Annotated in this window: 14 protein-coding genes; 2 read left to right on the forward strand and 12 right to left on the reverse strand. The window is 48.6% G+C overall.

Annotation, left to right across the window (positions count from 1 at the left end; genetic code table 11):
* Positions 1-11 precede the first annotated feature (11 nt).
* From H583_RS0128495 to H583_RS0128545, 11 genes are all read right to left on the reverse strand, one after another.
* Positions 12-3,929: an NHL repeat-containing protein gene (locus tag H583_RS0128495; protein WP_028563454.1), complete on the reverse strand. Its 3,918-nt coding sequence runs from the start codon at positions 3,927-3,929 to the stop codon at positions 12-14.
* A gap of 336 nt (positions 3,930-4,265) precedes the next feature.
* Positions 4,266-5,033 carry a class I SAM-dependent methyltransferase gene (locus tag H583_RS0128500; protein WP_028563455.1) on the reverse strand — a complete coding sequence of 256 codons (768 nt, stop codon included), beginning with the start codon at positions 5,031-5,033 and terminating at the stop codon, positions 4,266-4,268.
* A 222-nt stretch (positions 5,034-5,255) separates the two neighbouring features.
* The gene (locus H583_RS34650) at positions 5,256-6,173 is read right to left on the reverse strand and encodes an AraC family transcriptional regulator (RefSeq protein ID WP_036711364.1); all 918 of its coding nucleotides are present in this window, start codon (positions 6,171-6,173) and stop codon (positions 5,256-5,258) included.
* Positions 6,174-6,312: 139 nt separating this feature from the next.
* A complete protein-coding gene (locus H583_RS0128510; protein ID WP_028563456.1) occupies positions 6,313-7,158 on the reverse strand; it encodes an alpha/beta fold hydrolase in 846 nt (281 codons plus the stop codon).
* Between the two features lie 129 nt (positions 7,159-7,287).
* Positions 7,288-7,911: a GNAT family N-acetyltransferase gene (locus H583_RS0128515; RefSeq protein WP_245586018.1), complete on the reverse strand. Its 624-nt coding sequence runs from the start codon at positions 7,909-7,911 to the stop codon at positions 7,288-7,290.
* 141 nt (positions 7,912-8,052) lie between these two features.
* On the reverse strand, positions 8,053-8,355 hold the full coding sequence (locus H583_RS0128520; RefSeq protein ID WP_028563458.1) for a hypothetical protein: 303 nt from the start codon (positions 8,353-8,355) through the stop codon (positions 8,053-8,055).
* A 134-nt stretch (positions 8,356-8,489) separates the two neighbouring features.
* A complete protein-coding gene (locus tag H583_RS0128525; protein ID WP_028563459.1) occupies positions 8,490-9,656 on the reverse strand; it encodes an MFS transporter in 1,167 nt (388 codons plus the stop codon).
* Between the two features lie 58 nt (positions 9,657-9,714).
* Complete coding sequence (locus H583_RS0128530; protein WP_028563460.1) at positions 9,715-10,788, reverse strand: Gfo/Idh/MocA family oxidoreductase; 1,074 nt, start codon at positions 10,786-10,788, stop codon at positions 9,715-9,717.
* A gap of 18 nt (positions 10,789-10,806) precedes the next feature.
* On the reverse strand, positions 10,807-11,307 hold the full coding sequence (locus tag H583_RS0128535; protein ID WP_028563461.1) for a GNAT family N-acetyltransferase: 501 nt from the start codon (positions 11,305-11,307) through the stop codon (positions 10,807-10,809).
* A 19-nt stretch (positions 11,308-11,326) separates the two neighbouring features.
* Entirely contained in the window at positions 11,327-12,544 is a 1,218-nt protein-coding gene (gene hemA, locus H583_RS0128540; protein WP_028563462.1) for a 5-aminolevulinate synthase, read from the reverse strand.
* A 243-nt stretch (positions 12,545-12,787) separates the two neighbouring features.
* Positions 12,788-13,951: an MFS transporter gene (locus tag H583_RS0128545; RefSeq protein WP_028563463.1), complete on the reverse strand. Its 1,164-nt coding sequence runs from the start codon at positions 13,949-13,951 to the stop codon at positions 12,788-12,790.
* Between the two features lie 230 nt (positions 13,952-14,181).
* Here H583_RS0128545 and H583_RS0128550 point away from each other — a divergent pair, with 230 nt between their 5' ends.
* Together H583_RS0128550 and H583_RS0128555 are read left to right on the forward strand one after the other, a co-directional pair.
* Positions 14,182-14,394 carry a hypothetical protein gene (locus tag H583_RS0128550; RefSeq protein ID WP_028563464.1) on the forward strand — a complete coding sequence of 71 codons (213 nt, stop codon included), beginning with the start codon at positions 14,182-14,184 and terminating at the stop codon, positions 14,392-14,394.
* A 61-nt stretch (positions 14,395-14,455) separates the two neighbouring features.
* The gene (locus tag H583_RS0128555) at positions 14,456-14,863 is read left to right on the forward strand and encodes a hypothetical protein (protein ID WP_028563465.1); all 408 of its coding nucleotides are present in this window, start codon (positions 14,456-14,458) and stop codon (positions 14,861-14,863) included.
* A gap of 264 nt (positions 14,864-15,127) precedes the next feature.
* Here H583_RS0128555 and H583_RS0128560 read toward each other — a convergent pair whose 3' ends face one another.
* Positions 15,128-15,886 (reverse strand): TrmB family transcriptional regulator, encoded by a 759-nt coding sequence (locus H583_RS0128560; protein ID WP_028563466.1) that lies wholly within the window; start codon positions 15,884-15,886, stop codon positions 15,128-15,130.
* Positions 15,887-15,914: the final 28 nt, after the last annotated feature.

The raw sequence follows: 15,914 nt of genomic DNA on the forward strand, positions 1-15,914 counted from the left end.
GAGACCAGCTCTTACGATGCCGGAATGCCGTATACTTGCAGGCTGCTGCCGCTGCGGATGACATCATACGTTTTGGATCCGTCGATGACGTACCAGAATCCGCTCTCGTTCACGGTTTCGATCCTTGTGGAGGTACTTAGCGTAATTCCGTTCGCTGCAAAATCCGCCCGTATGGCATTCACATTATGATTGTCGAAGTCCGGCTGCTTCTCCAGCGGAAGATCAAAGAGCGGCGGAGTCGGCGTCCAGTGGCTGATGCTCGGCTCCGTCCGGTTGTTCGCCCCGACGATTGCTTCATAGTTGAGCGTGTATACGCTGCGCCAGACATCGATGACGAACTTCGCCGCGCTTATATATTGCGGATTTGCCGGCTGCAAGCGGGAGTTTGGCGTCCGCACGAGGAACGAGCCGTCCGGGTTGTAAATATCCATGCTGTAATTGCTGACCACACTGCCGCTGGACACATACGAGAGCACATAGATATACCCTTTTGCCTCTACAGCGACATCGAGATACGTAATGTCCGTCCGCCCGTCCGGATTGTAGAGCTTCATATGCGGCAAATAGCGGTTCACATTCAACTGCTTGTTGTTCGTCTCATCCTTGGCAATATAGTAAGATTTCGCACCGGCGCTATCCTCCAAGACCCAAGTGCTGCCCTCAGCGCGCACATCAATCGTAACATCTGTCAGCGCATGATTGACGTTCAATACGTTGCCCGCTTTTTGGATGTCATAGACGGCACTGCGCGTCGGGTCGGTAATTTTCCACTGTTGGCCCTGCACGACAATCGTCACAAAAGCGCTGATATTATGATCGTTCATGTGCTCTTTGTCGTACGCGAGATATACGCCTTCATCGGCGAAGGCATCAATCAAATAATCGGTCAGTACGCCCGAGTTCAAATCAGAAGCCAGCGAACCGGCCAAATCGAAAATATGCGTCAAGCCGTTCGCTTGGAACTGCTGCTGCAGCGCTGCGGAAAATTGCCCTTTGTCTAAATCGGCGGCATAGCCGGAGGCCGGCAGTGTAAACAATTTTTCACCCAGGAAGCTGGCTACCGGGTTTCCTTTCGTATCGAACGACTGAATGCGCTGGTTGACGGTTTCGAGAATGAGCACACGCCCGTCCGGGGTCACCGCCAGCGCCCGTGGTCCGTTGAGCAGTCCTTGCCTCACACCAAGCCCGGATACCATCTGCGCATCCTCCGCCTTATTGTCATCTGACGGCGCCTCAGGAATTTGCAAAATTTCCATTTTGCTGTCCCGCCAGCTGACGGCAATCACCGCACCGTCCGGATGCACCACGACTCCGTCGATATTGGACAAATTGAATTTGCCCCAGCTTTTCAAATTCGAATCGTTCAAACCGAAGCCCGGCTTGTTATCCATCAAATCGACACGGCGCAAATGGAACTGGTTATTTCGCGTATCGACAATAAAGTTATTCAGGCTGACCTCCCGCTCTTGCCCTTCCTTCGGCTCGACGCCAAACTGGTCATAAGCGATGGCCGGCTGAACGGGAAACGCTGTCTCGGACAGCTTGAAGCGCGACTGCGGATCAGCCAGCACAGACAAGTTTTGCGCCAAATAATTTTGGCTGCTGGCGCTCCATACATAGCCAACCTGATACGCCTGTCCGTTCAGCGTCATGCCGACCGGCTTGCACAGCCGGTTGCCCCCGCTGCTGCAATCAAGACTCGCCACCGTCGCTGTCGGCAAATCGCCCGCATGCCAGACGTGCTTTTGACTCGGAGCGTCGTACACGATTTTTTCCTTATAGTTGTACTGCGTATCCTGCGTGAGCGGGACGAGAATTTCCGTAATGTTGCCGGAAATCTGCAGCGAGGTTGATCCGTCGTCCGGGAAAGCGGGCAGCCATTCACCCTGGTATTTGCCGCATAGCCAGCCGCTCTCGGAGTAGATGCCTGACATAATTTGCAGCTTGCCTCCGACCGGAATGTCCGCAAACGTCAGCTTAAGCGGCGTGCTGGACGTCGTCTCCGGCATTCTGCCCTTCAGGACGAAGTTCGTTCCGCCCTCATACTGCACGGTCACCTGATAGTGATGCGAGACAGCAGGCCAGACGGCCGTCTCCGGATGTCCCGCTTCGCCATGCTCCGGGTCCGGCTTCAAGGTGAACTCCAAATCCATGGAACGGGCTACGGTAGCTGACAGTGTCGATGGGGAGGACAAAATTTCGCCCGTTGTAACCGCCATGGCTGCGATATTAATCGCCATATTCGCCGCACGCAGCGCCCAGCCTGCAAACGGAATGTTGGTCGCAAGCGCAGCGACTGTAATTTCGCCCGCAATTTTCAGCGCGAGCTTCTCCAGCCCTTTTTGTACCAGCATTCCTGCAACTGCATTGGCTACGGTGGACAGCGCCCACTTCGTTTGGTCAAACGCAGATGCCGTCGCTACCCCTCCACCGACAATTGGGAAGGCGACGCCCAATACGGCGACAATGTTATCCCAATCCTCGACGAATTCGTTATACCATTTCGAGCTTTTAACCGCTGCTCCCGCTACAAGGAAGATGGTCGGGATGCCGTACTGCATGATGCCCGTCATCAGCGATCCAACCAGTGCAACGTCCTTATCCCACTGAGACGTGCCCAGCCCGCCGAACAGCAGTTTGAGGCTTGTTGCATCGCTTGGAAATTGGAACGACAGCGTTTTAGGATCGGTCGGCATCGGTATGCCCATCACCGAGTTGACCGCCGAGACGGGTGTAATGAATTTTTTGTAATCCGTCTCGAACCAGCTTCTCATAAATTCCGGAAGCTTCTCTTCCCAGCCCGCCGGATTTTTGATCGTTTCGCCTTTCTCGTTAAAAAACTGCGCAAACGCGCCGAGCGACCTCAAATATGTATTTTTTACTTTGATGGAAAACGTGCCGTCCGCATGGAACTTCAGTGAGCCCGCATCCACGCCCAGGCCGTGATTCGGTGTCAGTTCCTTCACGGTCCACTTGAACTGAGGTGCGGCAGTCTCCACGGCGGCAGCGTACGCTCTGCGAACGGTGACGCTGCCCGATCCGCTGTTGTCTTGATGCTCGCTCGCCGTCTTGCCCTGGTTTACGCTCCATGTCTGGTTTTGCAGCGAGGTATCGTTGCTCGCCGTCTGCATGGCCCCGCCGTTGGGTGCTGTGGCTTCATCTGTCGTCATTTCCGACCATTTGTACTCCAGAACACGGTCACCTGTTTTGCGGTCGTCTAAATCAAACTCGAAATAAAGCGGGTTGCCGTCCTTATCGACGGAATCGGTAATGGTCGCCCATCCGCCAGTCGAAGTGGCCTGGCCTTGTTTGCTGATGATGGTTGCCAGTTGGCGAACGCGGTTGTATTGCTGCGGATTAATGATTTCCGACGGGTAAATATGATCGTGGGTCACAATGGCGGCCGTATGCGGCCGGTTGGAAGCCAGCTCCGGATTGGAGAACAGGATCGAGATTGCAATATCTAATGGTGTCTGCAGCAATTCAGCATCGACACAGGCCTGAATGAGCTCGCTTGTGCTCAAAGTATTGGATAGTTTGGCAAGGCCCAGTGCGCTCAGCTTCGGGTGGTGGTACATGCCGCTTCGCGCCATTTTGCGCTCATAGTACCTTCTTCGGTGCCGCTCAGGGATATGGATTGAAACGTGATGCAGAGCAGGAAGATAAATATCTGGATCGGGATCAGGAGATGTGACCCGGATGCGGGTTAAATGATTGGTCGGGAGCAGCTTTTCCGGAATTTCCGCATAGTGGGTGAACAGACTTTGACTCGTTCCCGGGAGCAGCGTGAGCGCCCGGTTGCCCGAAACAGCATTGCGAAGCGTATGCGGGGTATGCGCTTTTACAGCAACCTTTTCCGTGCCTACCCAAGTGGTTAGTTCCTGGTCCGTGTAGCCCTCTACGAGTTGGAAATGAAATGTTTTTGCCATTCACATTCTCCTTTTCAGCTTATACTTCTGAGATGGAAAATTTGTGGGATAGGATATCAGAAGCGTAATATCCTTTTTTCACTATGCACCTCCAATTACTGGGAAACAACTTGACTTATGACAACGAGTTAATCTTATGACAACTTGAATTCCGCTAGAACACAAAATCCGGACATGACAAAACAGGTCAGCCAAAAGAATGGACTGGCCCAGTAATATGAAAGCGCTGTCTAAAATGAGCTTTCCTTTTCCAGTTATACTTGCCGGGTTACTTTAACGACAGCTTAAAAGGCTGCCGATGACCGGCAGCCCTGTAATTGAACGTAAATGGATCTCTTACTTTCTTGCCCTCATAATCATAAAGCTCTGGTCAGGATTTACTTCAAGCACAGAATAATCACCATAAATGGAAATGTCGTTGAATCCGGCCTTTTCAAGCATCATCATGAATTCATACTTACCAAACCATCTCATTTTAGTCGTGCTGTATCGGGTATCCATCAGGACACCGTCTTTGAAAATTTCATACCGTTCCAGCTTGCTGTGAATTTGTTCCAGGAAATCGATTTTTGTTTTTGAGCTTACGACAACTTCAGATCCGTCACTTCTCTTCCCCTTGAATCCGGGCATCCATTCATCATCTTTATGATTAAACAGATGTTTAGGTATAAATAGAGGAATTAGAGTTTGTCCGCCATGCTCAAGATGCGCATAGATTCTCCTTAAAGCCTCCATGGCGTCCTCTCTTTCATATAAAAGCACAAATGAAGCTGCGGGTATATAAATCGTCATATACTTTTTAGGTAAATGGAGCTGCTCCATAGATTGCTCATATAGAACGGGATTCTGCCCATCGATCTGCGCCTTGGCTCTGCATATTTCCAACATTTCTGTAGAGCAATCCACCCCATCAACATCCATCCCAGCCGCCAAATAAGGCAACAACAATCTACCGGTACCACATCCAAGCTCTAATGCTGCCCCTGGAACCTCCAGGATCAATTGCCTGAAAAACTCGTGATCATGAGCCTCATTACCGGCAAATCGCATATCGTAGGTTTCGGCAAGGATACCTTCATAAGTTTCAACTTTATTAAACGACATTTGGTTGTTCCCTCCATGATTTGAAATAGCTTTAACATCCATGGAAGGTTAACAATACGACGATTAGATTAACCTTCCCGTACCTCGAAATAGATTGTTTTTTCTGCGTCACCATATGTATTCACCATGATCAATCACTCGCTTCCATATTTGGTAATTTAAATATAGTTCATAATGTCGTCCATGTCTATTAATGAACCGGATTATGTTCAATGTCCTGCCTTAGGATTCCTCTTTAATCACTGGCAATAAATAATCAAGAATAATTTTCTGCCCTTTTTCCAGCGGTGTGCAGTATCTGTCGTAAGTGTAAACATCACACCAGTAAAAGTTTTCTATATCAATTTTGTATCCTGTTTTCTCGATCGCTTCGGAACAAATTAAATAGGCGCAATCAATAATATCATCAAGCTTATCGGCTTCAATCCATATTTTTGCAACTGTCCCTCCCGGGATATGCTCTGCATACATGTTCTCAGGTACAGGCGCATCAGGGTCTACAAATTTGCCTATTATGTATTGGAAATTATCTTTGCCAGCGAATTTGCTCATATGTCCAAGGCCAATGTAATCATCAATATCTGTGCAAACCCAACTTTCAATTTCTTGAATTCTGTCCAAAACGCCTTCCTGAAATGCTGGACCCCAGCACTCTTCACCTGCTTTTTGAAACGAAGTCATTTTCATCATGCCTACAATTTTACGAGCTCCAAAGTTTGCATACTCGATTTTTTTAAGTTCTGCCATAATTCGTTTCCCTCCTACAATTCTAATATTTGTAAAGGAGGTGCGAGGATAATCATAAAGATGTTCTCCATTGTTTCTGATACTGGAAGGTGAAGCCTTGTGATGCTCTTTGAATGCCCTTGTAAAAGCAGCATGCGAATTAAAACCATATTTCATGGCGATATCGATAATTTTTTCACTGCTGTTCCGGATATCATAGCCTGCCAGCGTCAACCGGCGTTTCCTCAAGTATTCGTGGATTGTAATTCCGGTTATATATACGAAAATACGTTGAAATAACGGTGCCGGACAGCCTGCTAATTTAGCAATGACATGATAGTCAACCTCTTCCGGGGTAGGAATAATACGTTCCAGATACTCCACTACACACTCAAAAGTATGAAAGCTATCCATTTCACGCACCTCCTCTCAAATAGAAATTATAGGAAATGGCTGGCCATATCACTTTACAGGAAGTGTGCATTTTTTGTAAAGCAAAATAGGAATGAAGGCTTGGAGCCGGCTAATACGGTTACCCTGCTATCTGTCACGGTCAGTCTCGCCCTGCCTCGTACAGCTTCTGCGCTATCATCGCGGGCCTTGTGAACGCATCCGTAAAGTGGTCTCCGTCCCCGACGATCAGACGGAACAGGCCGAGCCTTATCGACATATGCGGGTTCCAGCCATAGCCCTCTCCTTGTGGAAGTGCATTGTCCTGATAAAAATAGACATAGCTTTTTGGCGTAGCCAGTGTGTAGAACACTTTAAGATCCAGCTTCTCAAAAAGCGGCTTAGCAGGTTCCGGAGTGACGCCTGCATACATTTCTTTGGCTTCCTCCAATGTGGCTGTATTCACGAATAAATCCCGAAACACCGGAAAAGGAAGCATGATCGTATCGTCCGGGGAGTCGGCTCTGAGCTGCTCAAAAACCTGCCTCGTTTGGGGTGGAAACTCGTCGGCAGCCGACTCGCCGTCTTTCAGTACGAATGCGTCCCAGAATACGAGACGTTTAATGCGATCCGGCACCTGTTCGGCTACCTTCTGAATGACGGTTCCGCCGAAGCTGTGCCCGACAAGAATAATATCATGCAGATTCAGTTGCGTAATAAAATCGACGACGGATGTGGTAATCATAGCATGCGTGACGTTTTTGTTCGGATCTTTGCCATGGCCTGCATATTCCGGTGTGTAAACGATATGTCCTTTGCTTTTCAATACCGCCGCTACGCGGTCCCAGAAGCTGGCATCGGCCCACGAACCATGCACAAGCACGAAGGTAAGCCTCTGCTGTGCAGGAAGCCGGTAATTTTCGCCATAAGGAGTGTAATAATATCCGCCAGGCATATACGGATAATATGAACCCTGGAATTGATGAATTCCTGTGTGATAAGGAAACATATATAACCTCTTCTCAAATTGATATGGATCAACTTATGCCCATTTCATTTGAGGGGTTCCCGGTTTCCGCACCAAAAATAAAAAAGCCGCGAAATACGCGACTTTGTTTTTATATTGGCCAGCATGTATTCATGTATATAGATTGGTTACTTTTTCCGCGGCATACTTCACATTCAGCAGGTAATACAGATTCGATTTCACCTCTGGCCATTCGGCATCCAGGATGCTGTAAATGACGTTGTCATGGATCGTACCGTCAGACTTCATCTTTTGCCTGCGCAGGACGCCTTCCTTGATTCCGCCAAGACGTTCGACAGCTCTTTGCGATCTTAGATTATAACTGCTGACCGAGAACTGCACCCGCAGCAGCCTCAACTCTTCAAAGCAATAATGCAGCAACAGGGATTTGGCTTCCGTGTTGGCCCTGCTCCTCCAAAATTCCGGTGAAATCCAGGTGCAGCCTATTTCCGCGTTAAGGTGAGTCAGATCCGGATGGATAATGCGTGTGGTGCCGATAATGCGTCCGGTTTCCTTTTCAATCATCGTAAAAGGCATGGCTGTTCCGCTCGTCTTGTTGTCCAGCGCTGTTAAGATAAGCTGCTCCGCCTGCTCTATAGTCGTAATTCTTCTCCAGGTGAATTCCCAAATCTCCTTGTTTCCCAGCACTTGAATCAAAGCTGTAATATGACTTGCATCCATAGGCACTAGATCGATGTACTCGCCTTCAAATATACGGGTCTGGTTGATGTGCACTTCATACAACGCTCCTTTGTAGAAAGCTGCTTACAGGCTAATTGTATAACCGCTGTATAAAATGTGCTCATCAATGATGTAAAATTTGAGTTTACGTTGGCCTTTTTTTAAAAGCCCCAGCGCTCGCGAAAGCCGGCATATTTACCCTTCCACCACATCAGCTTGCAGATCAGTTGCAATTTCAATCATTTTGGGCACGATAGCTTCGTTTGAAATCGCCACATATATATCTCCCATGTAAAGCCGGAAAGGAATTTCCACGTTCAAAAGCTTCCACATAAAAAAATCGCCTTCAATGGACATGGTGCTCTCGGGCCCTTTTACCGTAAGCACCTGGGAGTATGTAAAGTCAGGCTTGGATGCAAAATATTGTTTGCACTCTTCCAAAGAAATGGATTGCTCCGCTTCTTGCATCGATCGTGTGATACGAAAACGCTGATTCATGAATAGGCCTCCAAAATTGTATTGTAAGATGCTACAAAACAATATTTTCTCATTCTCTGCGTCCACTGTCAAAAACAAAAAAAGAGGATATTAGCTCGTCATGAACTAATAATCCTCCATTTAAACGTTCATCTTTAATGATACTCAGCGGCCTGTTCTTTCCCCGCTTTGCTCCATGCAAGTAGTAGTCCCTGCCCGATCAGCGCTGCGGCTGCAAGACCCCCGGCCAAGTAAGGCAGGTGTGATGGTGAAAATCCGATCAGCAGCACCGCTCCGCCAAGCGAAGCACCGACAGAGCTGCCCAAATAATTGGCTGAGCTGTTCAGAGCTACAGCGGCCGGCCCTTGCTGCGGCTGCAGCTGCAGCAGCGTATGCTGCTGCGGCGCTTGTGAGGCCCATCCTGTCACGCCCCACAAGAAAAAGGGAATGAAGCCGAGCACTGCATAATGAAGGCTGAACGGCAGGCTGAACATCGCGATGGCCATGATTGCCAGAATGCCGGCCATCAGTATTGCCGGTTGTTTGGTGCGGTCAATCAGAGAACCAATAAAAAAGCTGCCGGCCACACCCCCGATTCCCCATACCCAGAGATAGGCTGTAATCGTATGAATCCCGGCCAAATCCAGCAGAATGGAGGACACATACGTGTACAGTCCCAAGCTGGCTACGCTGGTCAGAAATGTAATGCCCACTGTGGCAGCCACCCGCCTGTTAGCCATCATAATCAGACGCTGGCGCAGGTTAGGAGGCGCGGATACAGGAAAATCCGGAAAACGGAGCAGGATGCTCACGATTGCAACTGCACCAAGCGCAGTAATAACCCATAGTGTTCCCCGCCATCCGGCTTGCTCGGCAATCAACAGGCCGACGGGAACGCCGATTACCGTCCCCATGCTCATGCCGCCGAGCGTTGTTCCGAGCGCACGTCCCCGCTTCTCCGGAGAAACCAGAGATGCAGCGGCAGCTGCGGCCAGTGGGGAATACAGCCCGGCGCCAATGCCTGCTATAGCCCGTGACAGAAGCAGCAGTGTAAAGCTTGAAGCCGCCGCCGTGACGGCATTGGCCACTGTGAACACGGCGAGCGCGATCAGAAGCGTACGGCGCACGGGCTTGCCTGCGAGCAAAGTGGCAAATATCGGAGCGGCCAGTGCATAACAAAGCGTAAAGACGCTGACCGCCTGCCCCATTTGGGATGTCCCAAGCTGGAAATCTGCTTCCATCAGCGGGAGAAGGCCCGCAATTACGTAGGCATCCAATCCAAGCGCGAACATGCCAAATGAAAGAAGAAAGACTTTTTGCATGCCTAGTTCCTCGCCTATTTCATAATAGTCAGACTAGAGCTGGCTTAAAACTGCAATCTCAGCCAAGTCGCTCCAGGTTGCTTTCATCATAATAAGACTCTCTCTCAGCGCCTACTACATATTGCACAGGGCCAAGTGTCCTGGAGCTGTCATCAATATGGTTAAGCAGCCTTTGCAGCTTCAACGCTGTTTGTAGATCAGCAAATGGCTGTGCGGGCGCCTTCCCGCTCCGGGCAAAATGCGCGGCATCGGATGCCAGACGAATCAGCTTGCGGATCGTAAGCAACTCCGGCCGGGCCTCCTCCTCCCCGGTCTGAATATCCAGAATGATCCGGTCTCCCGTCACGCTTTTTTCCCAGACCCGCAGCCGGTCGAAATCCCAGGCAGGGGTATCGTAGATCAATGACGCGTATACAAGCCGGTCATCGGGCGAAGCAAACACAAGATCGATTTCCCGCTTGCGGTTAATGTTCACAAAGCTGCTGTATCCGGTAATAACGGCTTCTTGAAGCTCGGCTGTAATTGATGCGCTGTCGAGCACATCGTCTCCGGAAATGGAGAAATCAGAACGGATGCCCTGGCTTCCTTTCAGCTGCAGCTCCGCCTCCGGGGCGCAGATCCACTGTACAAGATCAAGCGGGTGGATAATTTCGCTGATCACGCCGCTGGTCGGTCTAAGATCATGAATCCGGTCTTTTCCCCAGTAAAAATTGCCCCGCAGCAGCCGCAGCTGTCTTTTGGCCACATATTGCTTCAATGCAATGGTGGCATCCGAGTAACGCTCGACAAGGTCAAGAGCAAAGCCGGAAGTATGCCCCAGACTGGCTTCCAGCACATCCAGGTTGTCGTGTACGCCGGCGAACGGCTTTTCACAAATGACAAAGCCCTTATAATTGCTAAGCTGGGTAATGACCTCCGCATGGCTGCCGTCATTCACACTAACCACAACAATTTGCGGCTCGAATTCTTCAAGCGCGGTGGCAATGCTCGTATAATAAATGAGATCCTTCCGGCGTTGTCTTCTGCCAACATATGCAATGTCGATCTTTTCCTTGCCGGGCAATTCGATATTTTTGAAAGCATTGTAAAACCTTGTTCCCGCATACCCCAATCCGATGATGAGCACGTTCATTTCTGTATCCCTCTTTCTTCACGGCAGTTGTTTGTATAAAAGGTCCTCGCCTGTTTCCTCAAATCCCAGCTTTCCGTATAAAGTTTTGGCAACTGCGGTTGTTTGCAGGACAATTTTTCCAACCTCTTGTTCTTGAAACCATGACAGCAGGTAGTTCATGACCTTCTCCCCTACTCCTTGCCCGCGCCAATTTGGATCTACAACGACCGTTTGAACCCAGCCGGAACGTCCGTTTAATATCCCCTTCATCGGGGCTCTCTCATCAATAATCCCAATTGCGCATGCGATAATTTCGTCTGCTTCGTCTGAAGAAGCCACAGCAACAAGTATGAGCGGGTTATCCTGCAAATTTTTGTACAGCCAAGCACGATAGCTGTCTTGCCAAGCCGATTCCTCTTCAGGGGATTGTGCGGCATAATGCCCTGCTCCTCCGCTAAGGAGATGCTTTCTCAGCTCAATCAGCCTCTCGATATCCGCCTCTTCGGCTTTTCTTGCCACTACAGGGCTTTTTGTCTGCATGTTTGTGTCCTCTCTCTAATTACACTGCTACTGCCGGGGTCTGGATTTCAAAATAGTCAAAGACCTCCGCCAGCGAGTCAACCAGATGCCGGATTTGTTCATCCGTATGGTTGGGTGTGACGTTGACGCGAAAGCGTTCTGTACCCGCTGGTACCGTCGGAGAATTGATCGGCTGAAGATAAATTCCATGATGCTCAAGCAATCGCTTCGCCGCAGCTTTGCATTTCTCCGCATTTCCAATCCTGATAGGCAGAATATGTGTTTCGCTTGATGCCATAACAGCGATTCCCTTTTTGGCAAGAGCCTCTCTCAACCTTTTCGTCTTCTCATGCAGGCCGCTTCTTTCCCGCTCCGAATGTTTAAGATGCTCCACGCTGGTCAGGCAAGCTGCGACGATGGCCGGAGGAAGCGAGGTTGTGAAGATGAAGCCGGAAGCGAAGGAACGGACAGAATCGATCAATATGGCTGAAGCAGCGATAAAACCGCCGATAACGCCAATGGCTTTTGCCATCGTACCTTGAATAAAATCAATTTGATCCGCTACGCCGAGCTGAGCGGCAATACCGGCTCCGTATGGGCCATACATGCCGATGGCATGTACTTCATCCAGAAAGGTTAATGCATTATATTTTTTGGCCAAGGCCACAATTTCCCGAATAGGCGCTACATCGCCATCCATGGAGTATACGGACTCGAACAGAATGATCTTGGCTCGTTCTTTGGGAACAGAGGCGAGCAATTGTTCCAGATGACGGACGTCGTTGTGCCGAAAAATCAGCTTGTCTGTCTTGGAGGCGCTGATGCCATTAATGATAGAAGCATGATTCAACTCATCGGAGAGGATCAGGCAATCCGGGAAAATGCGCGTCAGGCATTGAATCGTAGCATCATTGGAGCCATAGCCGGTCGGGAACACCAGTGCGGCCTCTTTGCCATGCCATTCCGCGAGCGATGCCTCCAGCTGTGCATAGTAATGATGGGTTCCTCCAATGTTTCTTGAACCGCCTGAGCCCGCGCCATACAAATCAATCGCTTCATGCATAGCCTGAAGCACTTTCGGATGCTGCGACATTCCCAAATAATCATTGCTGCACCATACGACTACCGGGCGGCCTTCCTGCTGATTCACATTAGCGAGTGGATACTGTGAGCACAGACGGTTAATGGTTACAAACTCCCGGTAATGCCCTTTGCTTTTTAGCTGGTTAATCTTTTGTTCAGCAAGCTCAGCATACATTCTCATCCCTCCACTGTTTTTGTTATCTTATCTATTCTAAGTTGTATTATCCGTAATTTACCATCATATACCCGATTTATCCAATAGGAATTATCTATTTAAAATAAATAAATTCTATCCATTCCGGTACTGCAATAGAAAGAGGATCGTTTCACGTCCGCAGCTTGGGGTGTGAAACGATCCTCCGGATTACTCCATTCATGGATTAATTTGAAAAAATGTGCCCATATTTTGCTCAGCAGGTCAGGAGGCCGCCTGCACAGCCTGATCTTTCCGGCTGATGGCATATAGGCTCGTGATCAGCCCAAGCAGTATGAGGAAAGAGCCAACCCATCCTGTATGGATGACTGACGATTGACTAATCACGACGCCTCCAATGTAGGTGCCAAGAGCAATGCCCGCATGCGCCATGCCGGAATTGGTACTAATCAGCGTTTCGTAGGTATTTGGCGCCAAATGAATAATCAAGCTGTTCTGCACCGGGGTTACCATCCAGCTTAATGCGCCCCAGATGCCCAGCAAGCCCAGACAGAGCGCCAAAGGCAGCTTCACGCCAAGCGGCACCGCTGCCATGCTGAGCATAAACATTGCCAGTACGATGACGATCGCCTTTGCCGGATGAAGCTTGTCGGAGAGAAAGCCGCCAAGCCCTCCTCCCGCCACAGCCGCAATGCCGTACATAACGTAGATGAAGGCAACCATGGTGGATGTAGCTCCGAGTGCCTCTTGCAGAAACGGTGTGAAATAGGCGTACAGCGTGAGAGAGCCGGCCAATACCAGCAGCGTAGTCAGATGAATTGCCGCCATCTTCCGGTTCAGCAGTGCGGACAGCTGCATCTTCAAAGGCACAACCGGAACAGGCTGCATCCGCCCCATCGTCAGACCAACTGTCAGGATTACCACCCCTGTCAGCACAGCAATAAAAAGGAATACCTCACGCCAACCCGCCAGATTGCCAATAAAGATGCCCAGCGGCACGCCAACGATCAGGGAAGCGCTGCCCCCTATAGCAATCATGCCTACGGCCCGGCCCTTGTACGCCGGTTCAACCATCCGAGCTGCAAGAACCAGCGATAGTACAAAGATCAACGAGCCTGAAGCTGCACCTATCACCCGGCCAAGCATAAGCATTCCGAAGCTGTGGCTGAAGCCGGAGATGATATTGCTGATGAAAAACACGGCCAGGGTCCACATGTATACCTGCTTGCGTTCATATTTGGCTGTCAAATTCAGCAGAACCGGAGCGGATATTGCATACACCAATGAAAACATGGAAATGAAATGACCTGCCTCGGTCAGAGTCAGGTGAAGATCCGCTGCGATCAAATCCAGAATACCTCCTAATATGAGTTCCACCGTGCCGACCACAAAGGCAGCAATCGCCAAAATATATACTTTTTTATTCACTCTACCAGCTCCTATAAAAGTTACTACTAAGATAGTAACTTCAATGAAGAGATAATTCAAGCACTATTTCTTAAGGTCTGTAAGTACGTTGTGAATTTTTCGCCTTGTATAAATAAAAAAGGCCTTCCCTTATGAACTGAACTGTAACCCAAGTTATAGAACCGAGAGAATCAGGCAGCCTTTCTGTACCTAAGTTCGCATTCATTAGGTGTGAGGTAGCCGGTGGTCGAATGAACTCGTTTGGCATTGGAAAAGCAGCTTTAAAAGCTGTTGCAAATGTTTTGCGCGGTGGTGGAAAAGCCCTCAGCGAGCTGATGGCTAAAAAATCATCTGTTGCTGAGCAAGTTATAATTGACACGATTTCTGGCGCATTATACGATTTAGGTGTCCCTCTTTCTGTAGCAAGAACCGTGGCAAATGTTTTCACCTTTCTTGCCTTCTAAGTTATAATCCAAATCGTTTGACGGAAGTCTCACCCAACTTCTTAGTAACTAGGAGAAAAAAATGAACAATGAAGAGCGAATTATTAAACTGGAAGATACAGTCAATAGATTAGAATACTACATTGATCTATTAAGAGACTACGCCACTGATCCAGAAACATTTTTGTTATGGGACTGGGCAATTAGTAAACGGCTCAATCGTGAACAAGTAAGGAAAATAATTAGTAAATCTCAAGAATTTAACAAGAGAATTAAGGAATTAGATAATGCGCCGAAATTTGCAGAGTTTAGAACAGAAATTGAAAAAATACTACTTTTACAACCTGATTTAGAGATAGAAGTAGATGACAATCTTATTCTGCAATTGCTAAAAAGAATATCTAATATGGGAATGATGCTGGAACTAACGAAATATTACTTGCAAGATGACAAGAGTGAGCCATTATCAGACACTAAAGACCAATTGTAATATGCAAAACGACGAGTGTTTATGAATAACTTAACAGCTTATACTTTGAACTCCGATTTGTAGGTTATGGCTTTTTCAGAGATATGTACAACATCAGAATTTAGACTCCAGCAGTCTCATTTATGTTGACTTGAAAAGACGTTTCGACATGATGTTGTTGCCTCATTTCACTGTAGTTTGTTTATTAAAACACAAAAACCCGAAAGACAGGCACTTTTTTAAAGTGTCATCTTTCGGGTTACAGTTCACTAAAGGAAAAGCCTTTTAATAAATGAGGCGGGACATCAGTCTGGAGATTTCCTCGTCCTTTAGCAGCTGGTCACCGTATTTTTTAAAAATCTGCGTCAATGCTACATCGTGGTAGAAATAGTCGGTGAGCGCTTTGACGATTGGCCGGGACATCGTTTTGATGGCTTTCCAGGCATCATGCTCCAAACCTGCGAACATCATGTACGTGTCATCAACGATAACCAGTTGTAACGGCTCCAAGGGGTTGCCTTCAACCCGTGGGATCAGCGAATACGTGTAGTTTAATGTTGTATTCGTATCTCCAACCGTGTGGATTTCAACATGAACACCTTCTGCTTCCTTGCGCTCCAGCAGCTCGAGGTACTTCTCCATATGCTCGCTCCACGCCAGAAACAAAACGGACGTTTCCGCTCCGGCAATCAACTCCTCAATTTGGGCCGCTATCGCTGCTTCGTCTTTTAAAGTCCAGATATGCTCATCATTGAATGACCGTTTGAAGCGGTAGTTTCTAAGCTCCTCCAGATCACGATCAAAATCGGCCTTCAGCTTGAGAATAATCGTTTGCAGGTCCACGGCCGTGTACAATTTCTTCTTGCCATGCATCGTCGTAAGAACAGCACCCTTGTCGATGAGCCTGTTCATCACTTCATAGATTTTGGCCTTGGGGACGCTCGAGTAATTGACGATGGATGTAGCGTCAAGCGGTTTCTCCTGTGCCATGATTGCTTCGTAGACTTGGCTTTCATATTGGGTAAAGCCGAATTTTTGCAACATGATTTCCTGGTGTCCCCCCTTCATTATA

Origin of the sequence: Paenibacillus pinihumi DSM 23905 = JCM 16419 (assembly GCF_000422505.1) — a bacterium.
Taxonomy (GTDB): domain Bacteria; phylum Bacillota; class Bacilli; order Paenibacillales; family Paenibacillaceae; genus Paenibacillus_D; species Paenibacillus_D pinihumi.